This window comes from Mucilaginibacter gotjawali (assembly GCF_002355435.1).
Taxonomy (GTDB): domain Bacteria; phylum Bacteroidota; class Bacteroidia; order Sphingobacteriales; family Sphingobacteriaceae; genus Mucilaginibacter; species Mucilaginibacter gotjawali.
Genome location: NZ_AP017313.1, coordinates 1,359,367 through 1,375,765, shown reverse-complemented (window position 1 = coordinate 1,375,765; position 16,399 = coordinate 1,359,367). Strand labels below are relative to the sequence as shown.

10 protein-coding genes are annotated in these 16,399 nt (G+C 43.6%); 1 reads left to right on the top strand and 9 read right to left on the bottom strand.

Annotated features, from left to right (window positions below; genetic code table 11):
• Positions 1-11: 11 nt before the first annotated feature.
• The 6 genes from MgSA37_RS06295 to MgSA37_RS06270 form a co-directional block, all read right to left on the bottom strand.
• Entirely contained in the window at positions 12-527 is a 516-nt protein-coding gene (locus MgSA37_RS06295; RefSeq protein WP_096350493.1) for an OmpH family outer membrane protein, read from the bottom strand.
• A 53-nt stretch (positions 528-580) separates the two neighbouring features.
• Positions 581-1,123, bottom strand: a complete 543-nt coding sequence (locus MgSA37_RS06290; RefSeq protein WP_096350491.1) for an OmpH family outer membrane protein — start codon at positions 1,121-1,123, stop codon at positions 581-583.
• 17 nt (positions 1,124-1,140) lie between these two features.
• Positions 1,141-3,696, bottom strand: a complete 2,556-nt coding sequence (gene bamA / locus MgSA37_RS06285) for an outer membrane protein assembly factor BamA (RefSeq protein WP_096350489.1) — start codon at positions 3,694-3,696, stop codon at positions 1,141-1,143.
• A gap of 63 nt (positions 3,697-3,759) precedes the next feature.
• On the bottom strand, positions 3,760-4,500 hold the full coding sequence (locus MgSA37_RS06280; protein WP_096350487.1) for an isoprenyl transferase: 741 nt from the start codon (positions 4,498-4,500) through the stop codon (positions 3,760-3,762).
• An 867-nt stretch (positions 4,501-5,367) separates the two neighbouring features.
• Entirely contained in the window at positions 5,368-5,793 is a 426-nt protein-coding gene (locus MgSA37_RS06275; RefSeq protein ID WP_096350485.1) for a DUF4265 domain-containing protein, read from the bottom strand.
• Between the two features lie 23 nt (positions 5,794-5,816).
• Positions 5,817-7,160, bottom strand: coding sequence for an RHS repeat-associated core domain-containing protein (locus MgSA37_RS06270; RefSeq protein WP_096350483.1), 1,344 nt, complete (start codon positions 7,158-7,160; stop codon positions 5,817-5,819).
• A 221-nt stretch (positions 7,161-7,381) separates the two neighbouring features.
• Between MgSA37_RS06270 and MgSA37_RS06265 the strand changes: the two genes are divergently transcribed.
• Positions 7,382-7,990 carry a hypothetical protein gene (locus MgSA37_RS06265; protein ID WP_096350480.1) on the top strand — a complete coding sequence of 203 codons (609 nt, stop codon included), beginning with the start codon at positions 7,382-7,384 and terminating at the stop codon, positions 7,988-7,990.
• Here MgSA37_RS06265 and MgSA37_RS06260 read toward each other — a convergent pair.
• From MgSA37_RS06260 to MgSA37_RS06250, 3 genes are read right to left on the bottom strand one after another with little or no spacing between them, the layout of a single operon-like run.
• On the bottom strand, positions 7,987-8,844 hold the full coding sequence (locus tag MgSA37_RS06260; RefSeq protein WP_096350478.1) for a leucine-rich repeat domain-containing protein: 858 nt from the start codon (positions 8,842-8,844) through the stop codon (positions 7,987-7,989). The genes MgSA37_RS06265 and MgSA37_RS06260 overlap by 4 nt on opposite strands.
• 60 nt (positions 8,845-8,904) lie before the next feature.
• Positions 8,905-12,267, bottom strand: coding sequence for a DUF6443 domain-containing protein (locus tag MgSA37_RS06255; protein WP_096350476.1), 3,363 nt, complete (start codon positions 12,265-12,267; stop codon positions 8,905-8,907).
• Between the two features lie 31 nt (positions 12,268-12,298).
• Positions 12,299-16,276, bottom strand: a complete 3,978-nt coding sequence (locus MgSA37_RS06250) for a hypothetical protein (protein WP_096350474.1) — start codon at positions 16,274-16,276, stop codon at positions 12,299-12,301.
• Positions 16,277-16,399 lie beyond the last annotated feature (123 nt).

Sequence of the window (16,399 nt, the reverse complement as noted above, 5' to 3'; positions counted from 1 at the left end):
AATATTTTATATTATTTTAAACCTAATGAGGCTTTTACAGCAGGCATCAAATCGTCACCGTCAGGCGAAACCAATATTGGAGATCCTTGTGAAGAGTCCAAAACATAAGTATAACCCTTAGCTTTTGCAACCTGCGAAACAGCCGCTTTAGCTTTATCAGTGATCGGTTTGATCAGCTCGTTGCTTTTTGCGTCAACTTTTTGCTGTGCATCAGTATTGTAATCCTGCATGCGTTTTTGGATATCAGCTAATTCAGCTTGTTTTGCTGAACGGATGGCATCAGTCATACTGCCCTGAGTAGCCTGGTATTCTTTTCCTTTTTGCTGATATTCATTGTTCATAACAGTGAGTTGATCAACAAACTGTTTCTGATAGCTTTCTATCGAGGTTTGAACGGTTTTGAATTCGGGCATATTGCGAACCAGTTCACCGAAATTAATATAACCGATCTTGGTTTGTGCTTTGGCAAAGTTGCCTACAAATAAAATGCATACTGCAACTAAAGCAACTTTAAATACTCTTTTCATTTTTTGTTTTTTCTGTGTTTAAAAATAGTGGGATTATAAATACTAATAAAATTTTAATTTTTCTTTTGGGTGGTGGCAGCAGCCGGCTTTAAACCCAGTTTTTTGATCACATCATCACTTTTATCATACCTCGGGCTAGCATACAGCATCATTATTTCGCTGTTCTTGTCAAAAATCATGTCGATGTTATCAGTTTCGGCAACTGCTTGTATCGCTTTAGTCATTTTTTCCTGTATGGGTTTAATTGCTGCGTTGCTGCGTTGCGTTAATTCCCCATCGGGTCCAAACTTTTGCCGCTGAAATTCCTTTGCACTTTTCTCTTTATCATCAATTTCGGCCTGGCGCCTTTTCTTCATATCCGCAGTCATCAGCACTTCATCTGCCTGGTAGGCTTTGTACAAGCGGTCAATTTCCTGGTAGCGCTGGTCAACTTCTTTTTGCCATTGCTGCGAAAGTGCTTCCAGCTGCCTTTGGGCCGATGCGTATTCGGGCATTTGTTTTAAAATATAGTCCGAATCAACATAAGCTAAACGCTGGGCCCACGCCGTTGTTACAGCTACTAACGTAAAACACAGCACCAGGAGTATTTTCTTCATTGCAATTATTTTGCCAATTAATTAAACCCGCCGTTTAAGCTTTGGCTGATGGAGAAGCTAAACTGGCCTTTGTTTGCGCTCGGTATACCCGGTATTGCATCAAAACCATAACCATAATCCAAACCAAGCAAGCCAAAAATAGGTAAAAATACCCTAACTCCAACACCTGCTGAGCGCCTTACGTTAAACGGATCAAATTTATCAAAAGAATTCCAAACATTTCCGCCTTCAGCAAAAACTAAAGCAAAAATAGTGGCCGATTGACTTTGTATCACCGGGTGCCGCAGCTCAAAGGTGTATTTATTGTAAATGGTACTGCCCGGGTTAGTGTCAGCAGTATAGTTGGTACCGACCGGGATAATGGTAAAATTCTGGTAACCTCTTAAGCCCACAATATCACTACCCTGCAAAAACTGGTAACTTGCCATACCATCGCCGCCCACTTTAAAGCGTTCGAACGGAGAGGCAGGAACAGCCGAGTTATACTCGCCCAAAAATCCAAACCTGATCTGCGACATTAATACCAGTTTACCGGTGATCCGCTGGAACCATTGCGCATCGTATTTAACTTTGTAATATTCAACAAAGTGATAAATCTGTTCTTGCGTAGCTATCTTATAGTCGATATTATTAAACAAGGAGTAAGGAGGCGTTCCCTGTAATGTTAACTTAATGTTTGAACCACTGGTTGGATAAATAGGTGCATCAAGCGAGTTACGGCTTAGTTCCTGCGTTAGTTTAATGTTATTTGAGGTACCGTTTGAAAACAGGTAACCGGTATAATTATCCAGGTTGTAGTGGTCGTAATTTAGTGAGTAGTTCAGCTGGAAATAATTATCAGGCCAGTTTAAACGTTTACCCAGCGTAACACCTACACCGTTGATCCTTAATTTATTGTACAGAGGGTTGGTAAGCGCGTAATATTGCCCGGTTGAACTTAACTGGGTATAGGCTGACAACGCAAAATAAATTGGTTTTTTACCGCCCAACCATGGTTCAGTAAAGGTGAACGAGAAATTCTGATAGGTACGCCCGCTTGACTGACCTCTTAAACTTAATTTCTGGCCATCGCCTTTTGGCAATGGTTTGTAATCTTTCAGGTGGAAAATATTTTTTAACGAAAAGTTATTGAACGTTAAGCCCAGCGTACCTACCAGCTGGCCACCGCCAAAACCGCCCGAAAGTTCGATCTGGTCCGAAGGTTTTTCAACTACGTTATATACAATGTCAACAGTACCATCCTGCGGATTGATATTGGTTGGCTTCGGTTCAGTTTTTTGCTCGTCGAAATTTCCCAGCTGGCCAATTTCACGGGTACTGCGGATCAATAATGCTTTATTGAATTTCTGCCCGGGTTTAGTCTTGATCTCACGCATCACCACTTTATCGTTGGTTACATCGTTTCCTTTCAGCATTACCCGGTTAATGGTATACTGCGGCCCTTCGTAAACCCTGATGTCAAGGTCGACAGTATCATTATAAATTTTTGTTTGTACCGGGTCGGCCTGGTAAGTAAGGTAACCATCGTTCAGATAGAAAGATGAAATATCATCGTCGTTCGGGGTTGGCCCGGTTAACCTTTTATTTAACTCATCCTCGCTAAAAACATCGCCTTTTCTTAGCTTTAAGATCTTGCCCAGGATTTCAGAAGGATATTTGGCGTTGCCCGACCATTTGATATTACCGAAGAAATATTTATGGCCCTCAAACAATTTAATTTTTATACCAACAGTATTTTCGCCGGTTTTAAATACAGTATCACTTATCAATTCGGCATCCCTGTAGCCTTTATCCTGCATTTCGGTGATCAGGCTTTTCTTATCCTCATCGTATTTGTCCTGTTTGAACTTGCGCGAGCCAAAAAGGTTATAAAACTTACGGGTACGGGTCTTTTTAAGGTATTTGCGAAGTTGTCTTTCCGAAAAAGCCTTGTTTCCCTCAAAGGAAACTTCGGTAATCATTACTTTTTGCTTTTTATCAATAGCAATATTTAATATTACGCTATTAGCGTCTCCCGGATCCTTCTTTTGTTTTATAGTAACCGTTGTATTCAGGAAACCTTTTTCATTAAAGTGTTTTTTAATGATGGCCGAAGTGGTGCTTAGCAGGTTCTGGTTTACAATTTTACCGGTTTTGTCTGATAAAAGTTTTTCAACATCTTCAATTTCACCTTTACGGATACCGCTGAGGTGCATGCGCGATAAACGGGGGCGCTCCACCACCACAATTTCAAGGTATATGGTATCCAGGTTTACTTTGGTGATGTTTAACTGCACATCGTCAAACAAGCCCTGCGAGTAAAGGTTTTTAATCACATTGGCATTCGCTTCACCCGGCAAATTGATCTTGTCGCCCTTACTTAACTTTGATATAGTAAGCAATACATCTTTATCAAGGTTCTTGGTTCCCGAAATGGTAACCCCCCCAATAATATAATCTTTCGGTTCAAGGTAACTTAAACTATCAGCCGGTAAACTTGATTTTGACAGCGAATACCTCGGCTGGCTCGATATCTGCGCCAGTGCAGCGGTACTCATTATAGAGAAAATAAGAGCAAAAAGAAATTTATTCATTCGAATATTTTAGTGGGCTAAAAATAATTTATACAGTTGTTAAAAAGTGTTAAAAGGAAAAATTTAGTTGAGCTGCTCACTTGTCATCCCAAAACGCCGTTCGCGTTTCTGATAATCCAGTATCGCTTCAAACAAATCTTCCCTCCTGAAATCGGGCCATAATTTAGATGTGAAGTACAATTCAGCATAAGCTATCTGCCAAAGCAGGTAATTACTTATGCGGTATTCGCCGCTTGTCCTGATCAGTAATTCAGGATTGGGCATGTCTTTTGTAAATAAATTATTTTCAAATATTTCCTCATTAATGTCTTCTGATCGCAATTCGCCGGCCTTAACCTGCTCGGCAATGCTCCTTACGGCGCGTAAAATCTCGCGGCGCGAGCTGTAACTTAACGCAAGCGTGAGTACAAGGCCCGTGTTGACAGATGTTTTTTTAATGGCATTAGTCAACTCCACACGACACTTTTCAGGCAGCATTTCCAGGTCGCCGATAGCATTCAGGCGCACATTGTTTTTCATAAAGGTGTTGATCTCTTTATCAATGGTGCTTACCAGCAATTCCATAATAGCCATTATTTCCAGTTTGGGCCGGTTCCAGTTCTCGGCAGAGAAGGTATATAGCGTAAGGTATTCAATTCCAAGCTCAACAGATGCTTCAACAATATCGCGCACCGAAACCACACCGCTATGATGTCCGAATACTCTTAATTTGCCCTTGTCTTTAGCCCAACGCCCGTTGCCATCCATAATAATTGCAATATGGCGTGGTAATTTCGACAAGTCTATCTGGTCCTTATATCCCATTATACTAACGTTCATTAGTGCAATAGCGCATTGGTTCATTGGTTTTTATGAATGAACTATGGCTAAAACGTATTAATTGTGCCGTAAATCCGCACGTATTCACCTGTAAAATGAGCTGCAGCAGCCCAATTCCGCCTCGTTTTATGCAATCGGGCCAAAATTTTTCAGGGGACAAAGGTAAAACTTAATTGCTCTTTTTTTAGTATGATGACGGAAAAGTATTTTGAGGGTGGTGGGGGAAGTCGGAAAAGTCCGGAAAGTCCGAAAGTCGGAAAGTGCGAAAGGTCGATAGTCCATGGTCCATGGCAGATGAGTATTTGTTTTTTTGCTACGGTCTATCGACTATGGCCTATGGACTAAAAGAGAACCACCTGGGACGGATGAATAAGCCTGGGACACCTGGGACACTAATATTTTTAGTAATTCACTTGGATTTATAAAGAAAAATTACTATAAATATATCGCTTAATTAATTCAGGCGTCAGTATCCACATAAGATGGGCGTAGAAAACTGCACACTCCTAACTGCAAACTGAAAATATGGGCGTTCCCGCGCTGGTAGAAGCGCGGTCAGGCTTTCCGTTACAAGTCCTCGCCCCGATGCTGAGATTAAGGCCCCTATTGGCATTGTCCATCGGGGCTGCGGGCTTTTCACTTCAATCCTTAACGCAAGCGCCGCACGATATACAAACATCCCCAGATTATAGTTTCGCAGAGTATTTAATAAATGTCATCAATACTTAAATAAACAACCTTGTAGTGAACTTTTATATAAACAAAGCCCGGCGCTCGGCCAGGCTTCATCTTTCTATATTGCTTTTCGTTATTGCGGCCAAGCGGCACGCTTAGCCGGGCGGGGAGGGATGGTTAGTTAACTTTATGTGCCAAACAAGCTTCCTCATAGCTCCAAACCTCATTTATTTCGCCTTCTTCAAGAAACTCTTTTATTGGCTTATAATCAACATTTGGAGGAATATCAAAAGATATCAAAGTTGGGATATTACTTCCTTCATAACCGCATCCCATATTTTTTAGATGCTCGATTGTTGCATTAATAATTTCCTTGTCGTAAAATATAATCCTAACTGTACTGTGGCCAGATTCCTCAATAAGGTCTGTAACATAAAGTTCTCCGTTTCTATCTTCCACGCTTACAATGTCGCCCCAAGAGTATCCGGTCGCATAAAAAAGTATATTACTTAACTTATAAAATTCACCTTTTTTTTCCGCCCAGGCACTTTCCAATGCGTACTCATCATTTGCGTCATTATATTCAAATATTATTTTTTCCATCCTAATTGTATTTATGATTATTACTATTGATGCGGCGGTGGTGGTGGTGGTGCGGGAGCCGGAGGTGCAGGTGCAGGTACTTTATCGCTTTTATCGATATTACACCCTCTACACAACACTTGTCCGTTGTCAGTTGTGCCACTCCCGCCATTAGCTTGAGGATCAATGTGATCTACCTGTGTATCCGTAGTAGGCGGCGTTACACCTTTTTGTGATTTTTCTGGCTTAGTAGTTTCGACGCCGCAACCCTGGCAAATAGTTTTTCCATCATTGGCAGCTTTATTGTCATCAATCACTTTCTTTTTTCCCGCAGGTGTGTGCGGTTTACCGGCCCTACTTCCAGGCGGAGAGAGTGTTCTTGCTTGAACAATAGGCGTACGCTCTATAGTACTTTGTTGCATCACGGGCGAACCGTTTGAATTTACATGTTGAATATGGGAATGTACTATAATTGCCGCTGTTCCCACTATTCCGACAGCAACGAGACCTGCTTCAATCAATTCTGCGCCCCACACCAAGCAAATAGGGCAATTTCCATCAGGATCATTATACCTGATAGGATTGTCTTTAACATAATGATAGGGTGAAAAATCAATTTGATCCGGGTGTTCCGCATAGGCATCTATCGTCGTCCACCGTGCTATCACCGGATCATAGAACCTCGCGCCGTAATCGTATTCACCGAGCTCCTCCTGCAGCTCTTTTTTGTTATAAAGATATTCATTTTTCGGATTGGTTATCGTTCCCCTTGATATTTCCGTCCCGAAGGGCAGGTAGTTATCCGTTTGTACAGCCGTTGCCGGGCTTGTTTTGGTGCTAAAGGTTACCCGCGTATTGCCCAGGTTGTCGCCCAGGTAATACTGGTAATCGTAGCCTCCTGTCGAAAGCGGTACCGCCTTACCCTCTTCGGTTTGTATAAAAGCTATGGTGGAGGTTCCGGTATTGTTGTCCTCGTATTGGATCCCTGCCACATAATCGGTTACCCCCGTGTTGGGGCTTATCCTTCTTAGCTTTTCGCCTGCGGCACTATAGGTATAGGTAATCGTTTTATTGCCGGTAATCGCATTAGGCAGGTTCAGCAGGTTGTAGGAGATATTCAAGCCTTTGCTGTTATCGGCCGTTAAATTGCCATTGGCATCATACACATAGGTGCCGGTACCTGTTTTGTATCCTGTACCGCTGGCATCGGCGGATAGATCCGTTACACTTTTCAACTGGTTGGTGGCATTGGTTCCGGCCAGGTAATTATAGTTCAGGCTGTCAATCAGCACATTGTTATACAGCCTTGACAGGGTGGTGATATTCCCCATCATATCATAACCAATATTGCGCTCGGCATTGTTGTCATTGGATATGCCTGAGGTCAACCGGTTCAGCCGGTCGTAGGTATAGGCGAAGCTGGTGCTCAGCGCACCGGGCGTGCCATAATTCTGGTAGGCTATATTGCCGTTATATTGCTTGTACGTACCGGTATTGTATACAAGCTGTATGGCAAACAGCAGCGCACTCTATTATAATTTTATTAATTTCTTTACGATGCCATTTATAGCAGCTATTTTTGCACAAGGAAACCTATAAATAACTTATTATGTTGAAGGAGCAACAATTCTGGACCTGGTTTAAAGAGAATGAAGCCAAATATTTTTTCCTTAATCAGATTAATGATGATAACGAAAGGGAAAGGCTTTTAGATGAATTCTTAGAGCATTTACATATATATTGTGACCACTTGTTTTTTGAGATAGGCGGTCACCCCAATGAAAAGCAAGATTTGATCATTACAGCCGAAGGCAATGCTGATTTTTTTGACAGGGTTGAAGCACTTGTAAGTCAAGCACCTCAATTAGAATACTGGAATGCAATCGCTTTTAAGCCACCTATAGGCAATGGCATTATTGAATATAATGGCATTAAACTCGACCCAGAAACGATGCTTTTTGACCCACTAAGCGTTAACACATCACAAAAAATAGGCTTAAGGGTTCATGTAGACAACTTTAACCCGAATCGGGAACGAGACTTTTTAACTGCTGTTTATTTATTACTCGATAATATTTTAGGTGAAAAACCGACTGCCCTGGAAATCGGTTACGTCGACGTAAAAAGCATGCCCCCAACCCTTGAAAAAGAGGAATTAATCGAATTTACTAAACTCCCTCGATACATTCAGTGGAAAAAATCCAAGATGAACACCTAAATGTTTTGAAGAACTTTTATTTGTTCCATTGTGTGTGAAAAGTGTTTCTTATTGGAGAATCCGGCATAATCAAGACCTATACAAGGCGTCATATCTCCATCAATTACATCGGTCCCGACAAACCTAAACGACTTCAACGCTGCCATCTTTTTTATGAATTTTATTGATTGTAGCAAACCATTATTATAGGCCAATGTATTCAAATTATGAAACTGAGTTACATACTCAGGGTTTTTTATTGACTTGCAATGATCAAAAAGCAAAGAAACCAAAGTCTCTTTGCTTTTTTCTATACAACATAAGGTCTCAAGTTTGCTGCAATAATTGAGTTCAAATTCTTCAAGTTGATCAAATTCCTCCAATCCATTCAAAGTATGTATTGGGGATTGCGTTATTTCCAATCTTTTGACCCAGGGAACATCAGATATATTTAAGCAGTCTTTAGTTTTCGGTGTATAGTTGTAAAGTGATAGACGCTTCAAATAAGTACACTTATCCATATTTGAAAAATGAGGACTCCAATCGCCTATAAATTCTGATAGTAAAGAAAAACAGGAGAAATCAACCTTCCTATTTTTACCTGATAGCATTAAGGATTCTAAATTTCGCAAGGCTTGAACTGCAGTAATGTCATTAATTCCATCTGATAGTGAAAGGTGTTTTATTTCCGGATATTTATAAAGAAAATCTACATTTTGAAGTCTATAATCATGAGATGTAGTAATAGCTACTCCATCTAAATGATGTTCTGCATAAATCCTCATGCAGTCCTCTATACGATCCGAATTAATAATTATGGATTTCTTTTGAATTCCATCATAAACCTTAAATCCTTCAATTATAATTATTGCCATAATTATTATTTTTCTTTCAGCAGCAGTGGCTTTTTATATTTCAAAATCAATAGCCAACAATTAAGGCGTCATTGACGCAGCTCCAATTGATCCGCCCAATGTTTCAGGAGCAAAAAATATAGCGGCCCCCCATTTAATAACTTCATAACCTCCGATGAGTATAGCTACTCCTGTTCCTGTAGCTTTAGCTTGCGGACTTAATCCACCCATAGGTTTTAAAGATTGTGTTGGGCTTTGATCTGGCTCCTTGTTTGGATCAGCTTCTTTCCTTTTATCTTCTTCCTTATATCTTGCACCAGGCGACCTTCTTTTATTGTAATTATCGGAACTTTTATGTCCTCCCTCATCTGTATTAATTCTATCATCTTCGTCTTTAAACGCCTGTCTGTCATTATCTGCTGGTGTATGGTCTATACCGTCCTTTGCAACCGGATTGTCTTCAGTAGCATGTTCCTTAGCGGATTGCTGTGCTCTTTTATACGATCCTTTACCGTGATACTTCATTCCATTTTCATATGTAACAGTATAAGAACCTGTGGCGGCGCTAGCTTTTTTTGGCGCAACATTGGGCTTGTTCTTATTAGCACTATCAGCTGCCATTCCATCAGGATCAATAAATCGAATAGGATTGTCTAAAACATAGTTATACGGACTAAACCGTCTTGATTTTTCCGCCAACGGATCAACCGCCGTCCACCTCCCAATCACCGGATCGTAGAAACGTGCGCCATAATCGTATTCACCAAGCTCCTCCTGCAGCTCTTTTTTATTGTAAAGATATTCATTTTTCGGATTGGTTGCATTCCGGGCGATCTCCATCCCGAAGGGCAGGTAATCATCCGTTTGTACAGCCGTTGCCGGGCTTGTTTTGGTGCTAAAAGTTACCCGTGTATTGCCCAGGTTGTCGCCCAGGTAATATTGGTAGTCGTACCCGCCCGTAGTTAGCGGTACCGCCTTCCCCTCTTCGGTTTGTATAAAAGCTATCGCCGAAGTTCCGCTATTGTTATCCTCGTATTGGATTCCTTCAATATAATCCGTTATCCCCGTACCCGGGCTTACCCTTCGCAGCTTTTCGCCTGCAGCATTATAGGTATAGGTAATGGTTTTATTGCCGGTAATAGTATTAGGCAGGTTAAGCAGGTTGTAGGTAATATTTAAACCTTTGCTGTTATCCGTCTTCAGGTTGCCATTGGCATCATACACATAGGTGCCCGTACCCGGGTTGTACCCTGTACCGCTGGCATCGGCGGATAGATCCGTTACGCTTTTCAGCTGGTTGGTGGCATTGGCTCCGGCCAGGTAATTATAGTTCAGGCTGTCAATCAGCACATTGTTATACAGCCTTGACAGGGTAGTGATATTACCCATCATATCGTATCCGATATTGCGCTCGGCATTGTTGTCGCTGGATATGCCCGAGGTCAACCGGTTCAGCCGGTCGTAGGTATAGGCGAAGCTGGTATTCAGCGCGCCGGGCGTACCATAGTACTGATAGGCTATATTGCCATTGTATTGCTTATAAGTGCCGGTATTGTATTTAAGCTGCATGGCAAACAACGCTGCCGTGCTGGTAAGCAGCCAGCTCCGCTCGTTATAGGTATAGGCAACCCCCTGGTAAAAGTGTACACTGTCGGTACTGTGCAGGTATTTGTTCATTACCTGCCCCATTTCGTTATAGATTATTTTTGACAGCAGGGTTTTGGTAGTGGGCGTGCTGTTGCCTTTGGTGATCTGTTCCCATGTTTTCAGCTTCCTTCCTGCATGGTCATACAGGTAGGTATTGGCAATGGTAACCACCGGGTAACTGGCGTTGGTGGTGTTCCAGTGCTGCCGGGTGACTGTGGTGGGTACGTTGGTAAAGTTATAAGTGGTGGTAACAGCATCGTAATTGCCCGCATTAACCGTACCGCCCAGGTAATGCTGTTTATAGGTTTTGATGCTGCGGCCCAGGTCGTCATAATAATTAACGGTCCACAACATATCAGCGGGATTATTTAACACGGCTGTTTTTGTTGCCGTTAGCAGGCCGAGTGTTTGGGTGGTAGCGCCTGCCGGGGCGCTGTACCCTGCCGGCAAACCCGGTATCCCCGTATAGCCATCGTAATAGTTGATGGTTAATGGGGTAAAAGCGGTGGTGGGCCAGGCAACGTTGCTATACCCGGTGCCGGTTGTAATCGGGCTTTCCCACAGGTTAGTCTTGATGGTGCTGAGTATATTTTGCAGGGAGTCCCTGGTAATAGCCGTATTGCCATTGGTCCAGATGCCGCTGAGTGCCGGCCTCCCCGCCCCGTCGTATTTGGTAATGATCCATTGTTTGGCGGCCCGCTGCAAACTATCCTGCGTGGCTACCGGCTGGTCAAGGGTATTGTAAACCATATATTCCCATGCCCTGCCGGGCAGCTTCTTCTGGCTCAGCCTTCCCCGCTCATCATAACGGTACTGGTAGCACAGGTTATCCAGCGTAACCTGGCTGATGGCCCAGGCTGAGTCCGGCTTAGCCGCGGGCGGCAGCACAAAGGCCAGCTCATTCTGGTCGTCGTACACGTAATAGGTGCTCAGCATTTCCAGTGTGCTGGTCTTTTTGTTATAGGTGCGCTTCAGTACCACATGGCCTTCCTTGTCTTTATAGGTTTCTACGGTACCCAGGCAGCCATCAGTAGTTGAGAGCCAGTTTTCGTCCTTGCTTACCGTTACATCCAATTGGTCGGTAGCGTATACCGCCGTATTGCCGGTGCGGGTAAGTACCCGCGTTTGATTTGCATTAACCGATGCCGTATACAGGGCCACCCGCTGGCTGCCCGGGTTTTTGGTAAGTGTTGCCGGGTTAAATACCGTTTGGTTATTGGTAGTATAGGCCATTTTTACGGTGTGGCCGCTGCCGGCAACCCCGCTGGTGCTCAGTTGCCAGGCGGCGCCTGGCGCCCCTTGTTCCACCGCCCGGTTTAAGGGCGAGGGTTCAAAGCCGGTTACCGAGTACGGGTACGGCGTGGTTTTATATCCCTGCCCTGCAACCTGGTAAAACTGGTACTGGGCGCTGCTGGCATAGCCGGTACCGCCATCCAGCGCCGTGGGCTGGTAGGCGCCCGGTGTTGCAGAACTTATCGTATAGGGCAAAAAACTGATCGAATCGCGACCGAGCTGGTCGATGGCAAAGGGCTGTACAATGTCTTTTCCGCTTTGGGAGCCCTGCTGCTGTATCGTTTGCAGGGGGCGGCCCAGCCCGTCCATATACTGGATGGTTACGCTTACTGAATCTTTATTGCTGGTATAGCTGTCAAGCACCGTATTGCTGCTGATTTTGGTGCGTGGGCTGCGCGTTTGCACATAGTTCTGCGTGGTGGTTTGCGCAAAGGCGCCAAGGCTTTGAAGCAGCGCCCCTGTCAGCAGCAGGGTGGTTATATAAACAATTTTGTTACGGTACATGTCAATTGCTGGTAAGGTTCTTTATTCATTTCTATATCTGCGGATATTCCGGTACATAACCGGTGCCTGTTTGCAATACCACTGTTGAAGTGGTGCAACTGCCCTTGATGTCGGACCCGCTACATCCCGATACGTCAATACCGGCTGTTGTTGCCTGGTGGGTACCTGCCGTAATAGTTATCGTAGCCGGCGAACTGGTATTCGAGTTCGGCTTGGTGGTATCATTAAATACGATGGTTGAATTTATCTGGTAATTAACAACCAGGTCAGCCGTTACATTAAACGGAAGTGTACAGGCCGCGTCCGAAAAGGTTTTAAAGGCATAGGTATTGTAGGTTTGCGTTAGCCCGTTCGGACTGCCGGTATAGGCCGAAGCTACCGTCATTTGCACATATACGGTAACAGGTACGGGGCAATTGCTGCTAATGCCCAGGCTGCGCCATTGATACTGGTTATAAGTCGGGCTTAGCGGGTTAAGGTCTTTTTGCTGCATTTGCTGCTCGCCGGTGTTAACCCCGCCACTTTGTACGCACTGTAATGTACCGGTATCCTGCCAGTATGCCGTTTGGGTGGCATAGTTATAAGTGAAGTTTTTTACGATATTACCATTTTTATCCTTGATGTTTTGCAGCCGCTGCATATCGTCATACTCATAGGTTTGCGGCATGTCCCTGGTATCGGCGACACTTGTCACGCCAACTTCAGGGTTGTAGGTATAGCTCGTCATCAGCGCATTTACCGGGAACAGGCGCACCTCGTCGATCAGGTTGCCATTGCTGTTTACGCTGATGCTGGTTATGCCTGTAAGCTGCCACTGGTAGAAAGCCCAGGTGCTGGTCATGGTTTTGGCTACACCGCCTACCGTAATGGTGCCGCTCCCCTTACCCCACAAACTGAAGATATAATTACCTGAAGGCAAACCTGTTTTACTGATAGTGCCCGAATAACATTTTACGCCGGTGCGCGCATCTGCATTTGTTACCCCGCTTGCGGTATAGGTAAAGCTATTGTCGTCATCCTCAAAACTGGTATAGGCTATGGCAGCCGGGTTGGCATTTTTAACCTGGGCTATAGGGTAGTTATTGTGGTATCCCCACAGGTAGTTGATTTGTTTTATGCCGGTATTGCCCGTCATGTCCTGCCAAAGCAGGTTGCCTGTACCGCTGTCGTAACCGTTGCTTAGCCTTAGTTTATACCGGCTATCGCTCATGTAATTAACATATAGCCCGCTTGCATCCATAGCTTCGGCATTAAGCGAGCTTACCGGGGTTACGCTTTCGAATCCGTATAAAGCCGTGGGCCTGAGCAGTGCCGGGTCCCACTGCGTAATGATGCCGTTTGTTAAAACCGAATCGGTTGCTGATCGTTTCAACCAGGTTTGTTTCTCCAGTACCGGGCTGTAAATAGCGTGGTCAGTTAACGAGGATGCAAACCCAGGCTCATAGCTTTCCGGGTATTTGTATTTTTCAACATGTACCGCGCCTTTCGAATCGGTTACAGATGCCCAGATCCGGTTGCGGGGCATAGCATCATAAGCATAGACCGACGTAGTAGTTACTGTATCGCTGGTATTATAATAATTATACTGCTTTTCTGACACCAGTTTAAGCCATGAAGGGTTGAGGCTGTAATCTTCATAATTCCAATGCCTTAACGAATCTGCCACCACCATACCAAGAAGGCACCCGCAAACATTAGTCCGCCTGATGCCCAGGTACATTTTTACTGCAGAGAAACTGCTGTCTTCAACGATACTGTAGTTATAATCATGCTGCGATAATATATTGTAAATATTGCCTACCCTTTTATAATCCGTCTTCCTGGTCATAAATACACTGGTTCCGGTAAAATTTAAGGGGTCGAACAAACTAAATTCGGATTTGCTCAACAGGGTATCGGTATTGCCAATCTGCTGTTCATACACTTTCTTATAATACATATCCTGCGACAGGAATTGTCCGTAACCATTCACAGAGGAATATGTTGTGTAGTATTTATAAAGTATAGTCCCTCCCTGGCCTTGTGATGCGCCATGTAATTCGTCAGTATAATTTCTGCCACCGTATTTTGGAGTATTGATCAAATAACCGGTTGATTCGCCTACACTGTCTTTGTAAACATATTGCTTGCGGGTGGCCACATGCAAACATTCAGGGTCGGTGTAATCAACAATACTTTTTATACGGATGCCGGGACCAGCTGCCCCTTCGATAACCTGGTTGGTTTGCTGCAAATAAGTAACCGTTCCGGTTACAGCATTTTCCTTTGCATCGCATTGTACCGTCATAGAATAAGTACCGGGTTGTAAAAATACCGAGTCTGTCTTTTGTGGATTATCACTATTCGTTGCGATCTTAAAAGGATAACTTTGAGAACCCAATGAAATCACAACTTCTGGGGCAATGTCTTTTGTTGCTGCATTGGGGCCATTGGGATCTAATTGTCCTGACGTAACTGCCAACTTAGGTATGCGTGAAGTTATGACATGCACCATCTGTGCATAATTAATAGTGAAATAGGTAACAGGATTTACTACCAAATCTGTGCTTGTTGTATCGAGCCGGTTAATAAAGTCATAGTTGTATTTATTCAGTCGTACGTAATTTAAACCATTGTTGTAGATATTAGGCTCATAAGTAAATACCGATGTGCCGCCGGTAGGATAAATAATTTTGTTGAGCATAGCCGCCTGCGCAAACTGGAAAACAGGCTCCCTGTTGACACCCATTGAGTATAATGTATTTGGCATTAGCGTCCCTGTTTCACTAATGTCGTATGCCCCATTCCAGAATCCCCAATGATCAACTGAGGGCAGTTTTTTTGAAGGCCATCCGGTCACGTTGTTATAATAGAAATAATACTTTTTTGAATGCAGGGGGTTTATTCCTTCTTCAAGCCCGGTTAACTTTAGCCTGGTGGTATAGATGTTATTACTACCACCGTTCGAAAAATAGTCTACATCAAATTTAAACTGGTCTAACAGTTGGCCCTGGTAATTATATATTTGAATATTATCAAGCGAATAAGTGGGGATATCCAGCCTGCCCCCAATCGTATTAAAATTAATCGTCATTTTTGACGTGATTATACTTGACAACTGCAGGGTTGCAATTCTGGTGGGGAATGGGAAACTAATTGGTGTTAATATAGGCACATTGTATCCCTGCACCAGTAGCGACATATTTTGGGTTCCGGGGCCATCTTGGCTAATCGTATTCCCGGACGTGTAGGTAAAAGTTATTACATCTTTCCAATCTGCAGAGTGGATGGTATTTAAATACCAGCTTGAAGTATAACTGGTAGGCAATACATAAACCGGGTTATTCGGGTCGAAACTGGGGTTGTGCGGAGCGATAGTTGTTTCCGGGATGTCGAAACGGTATTGATTACCTTCCGGCGTAACAATCGTAAACCCATTGGTAGGGTCGCCGGTGATGGTTAATTGCTGGTATGGAAACTGGTAAAACTTGCCCTTATAAATAAGGAATTTACCTGAATGCCCCGCAAAGTTGAAGGAATATACGTCTGGCTGTGTGTCATTGGTAAAATAATACATGGCATTATCCATAAACTTTTGCGTAATGGAATCGCGGGTGGTGTAGCGCCAGTTAGTATTGTCGTATGATCCCGCGGGCGGCATGAACTCATCTATCTTATCCTGTATAATGCGGGTAATCACTCCGCCCGCATCTAATGACCAGTTAAGCCCCACCCAGCTTGCTTCCTGGCTCGGCTTAAATCCTCCACCATGGTAATTAAGCGTAATAGGAACGCTCAGTTGCTGTCCCTTGGCAACGGTAATTGGAATGCTAATGTCAGGAATACCCGTTTGAAGGCTCACCGGAACTATTCCATACACGCCAAGAGAAGCTGCATTGGGCGAGGGGGGTATCAAATCAGTCCTGAATGCAAATTGCGGAGCCGGTGCCGGCGTGGTTTGCGCAATAGCTTCAGAAAAAAAACAAATAACAAGAACAAAAAGCAGCAAAACGCTCAATGGTTTTTTCATTTGTAATAAGGCTGTTTTAGGTACAATCCATTCCAATACGGATGAATTGCTATAAATAATAAATTAATTAAAAATCAGGGTTTCCCGATATATTTCAATCAAAAAAGGACAATAAATATCAGG

What these genes read in the sequence shown, in the direction of transcription:
- MgSA37_RS06295 (WP_096350493.1), bottom strand. Translation starts at nt 527, where the DNA reads ATGAAAAGAGTATTTAAAGTTGCTTTAGTTGCAGTATGCATTTTATTT.
- MgSA37_RS06290 (WP_096350491.1), bottom strand. Translation starts at nt 1,123, where the DNA reads ATGAAGAAAATACTCCTGGTGCTGTGTTTTACGTTAGTAGCTGTAACA.
- bamA (WP_096350489.1), bottom strand. Translation starts at nt 3,696, where the DNA reads ATGAATAAATTTCTTTTTGCTCTTATTTTCTCTATAATGAGTACCGCT.
- MgSA37_RS06280 (WP_096350487.1), bottom strand. Translation starts at nt 4,500, where the DNA reads ATGGGATATAAGGACCAGATAGACTTGTCGAAATTACCACGCCATATT.
- MgSA37_RS06275 (WP_096350485.1), bottom strand. Translation starts at nt 5,793, where the DNA reads ATGGAAAAAATAATATTTGAATATAATGACGCAAATGATGAGTACGCA.
- MgSA37_RS06265 (WP_096350480.1), top strand. Translation starts at nt 7,382, where the DNA reads ATGTTGAAGGAGCAACAATTCTGGACCTGGTTTAAAGAGAATGAAGCC.
- MgSA37_RS06260 (WP_096350478.1), bottom strand. Translation starts at nt 8,844, where the DNA reads ATGGCAATAATTATAATTGAAGGATTTAAGGTTTATGATGGAATTCAA.
- MgSA37_RS06255 (WP_096350476.1), bottom strand. Translation starts at nt 12,267, where the DNA reads ATGTACCGTAACAAAATTGTTTATATAACCACCCTGCTGCTGACAGGG.
- MgSA37_RS06250 (WP_096350474.1), bottom strand. Translation starts at nt 16,276, where the DNA reads ATGAAAAAACCATTGAGCGTTTTGCTGCTTTTTGTTCTTGTTATTTGT.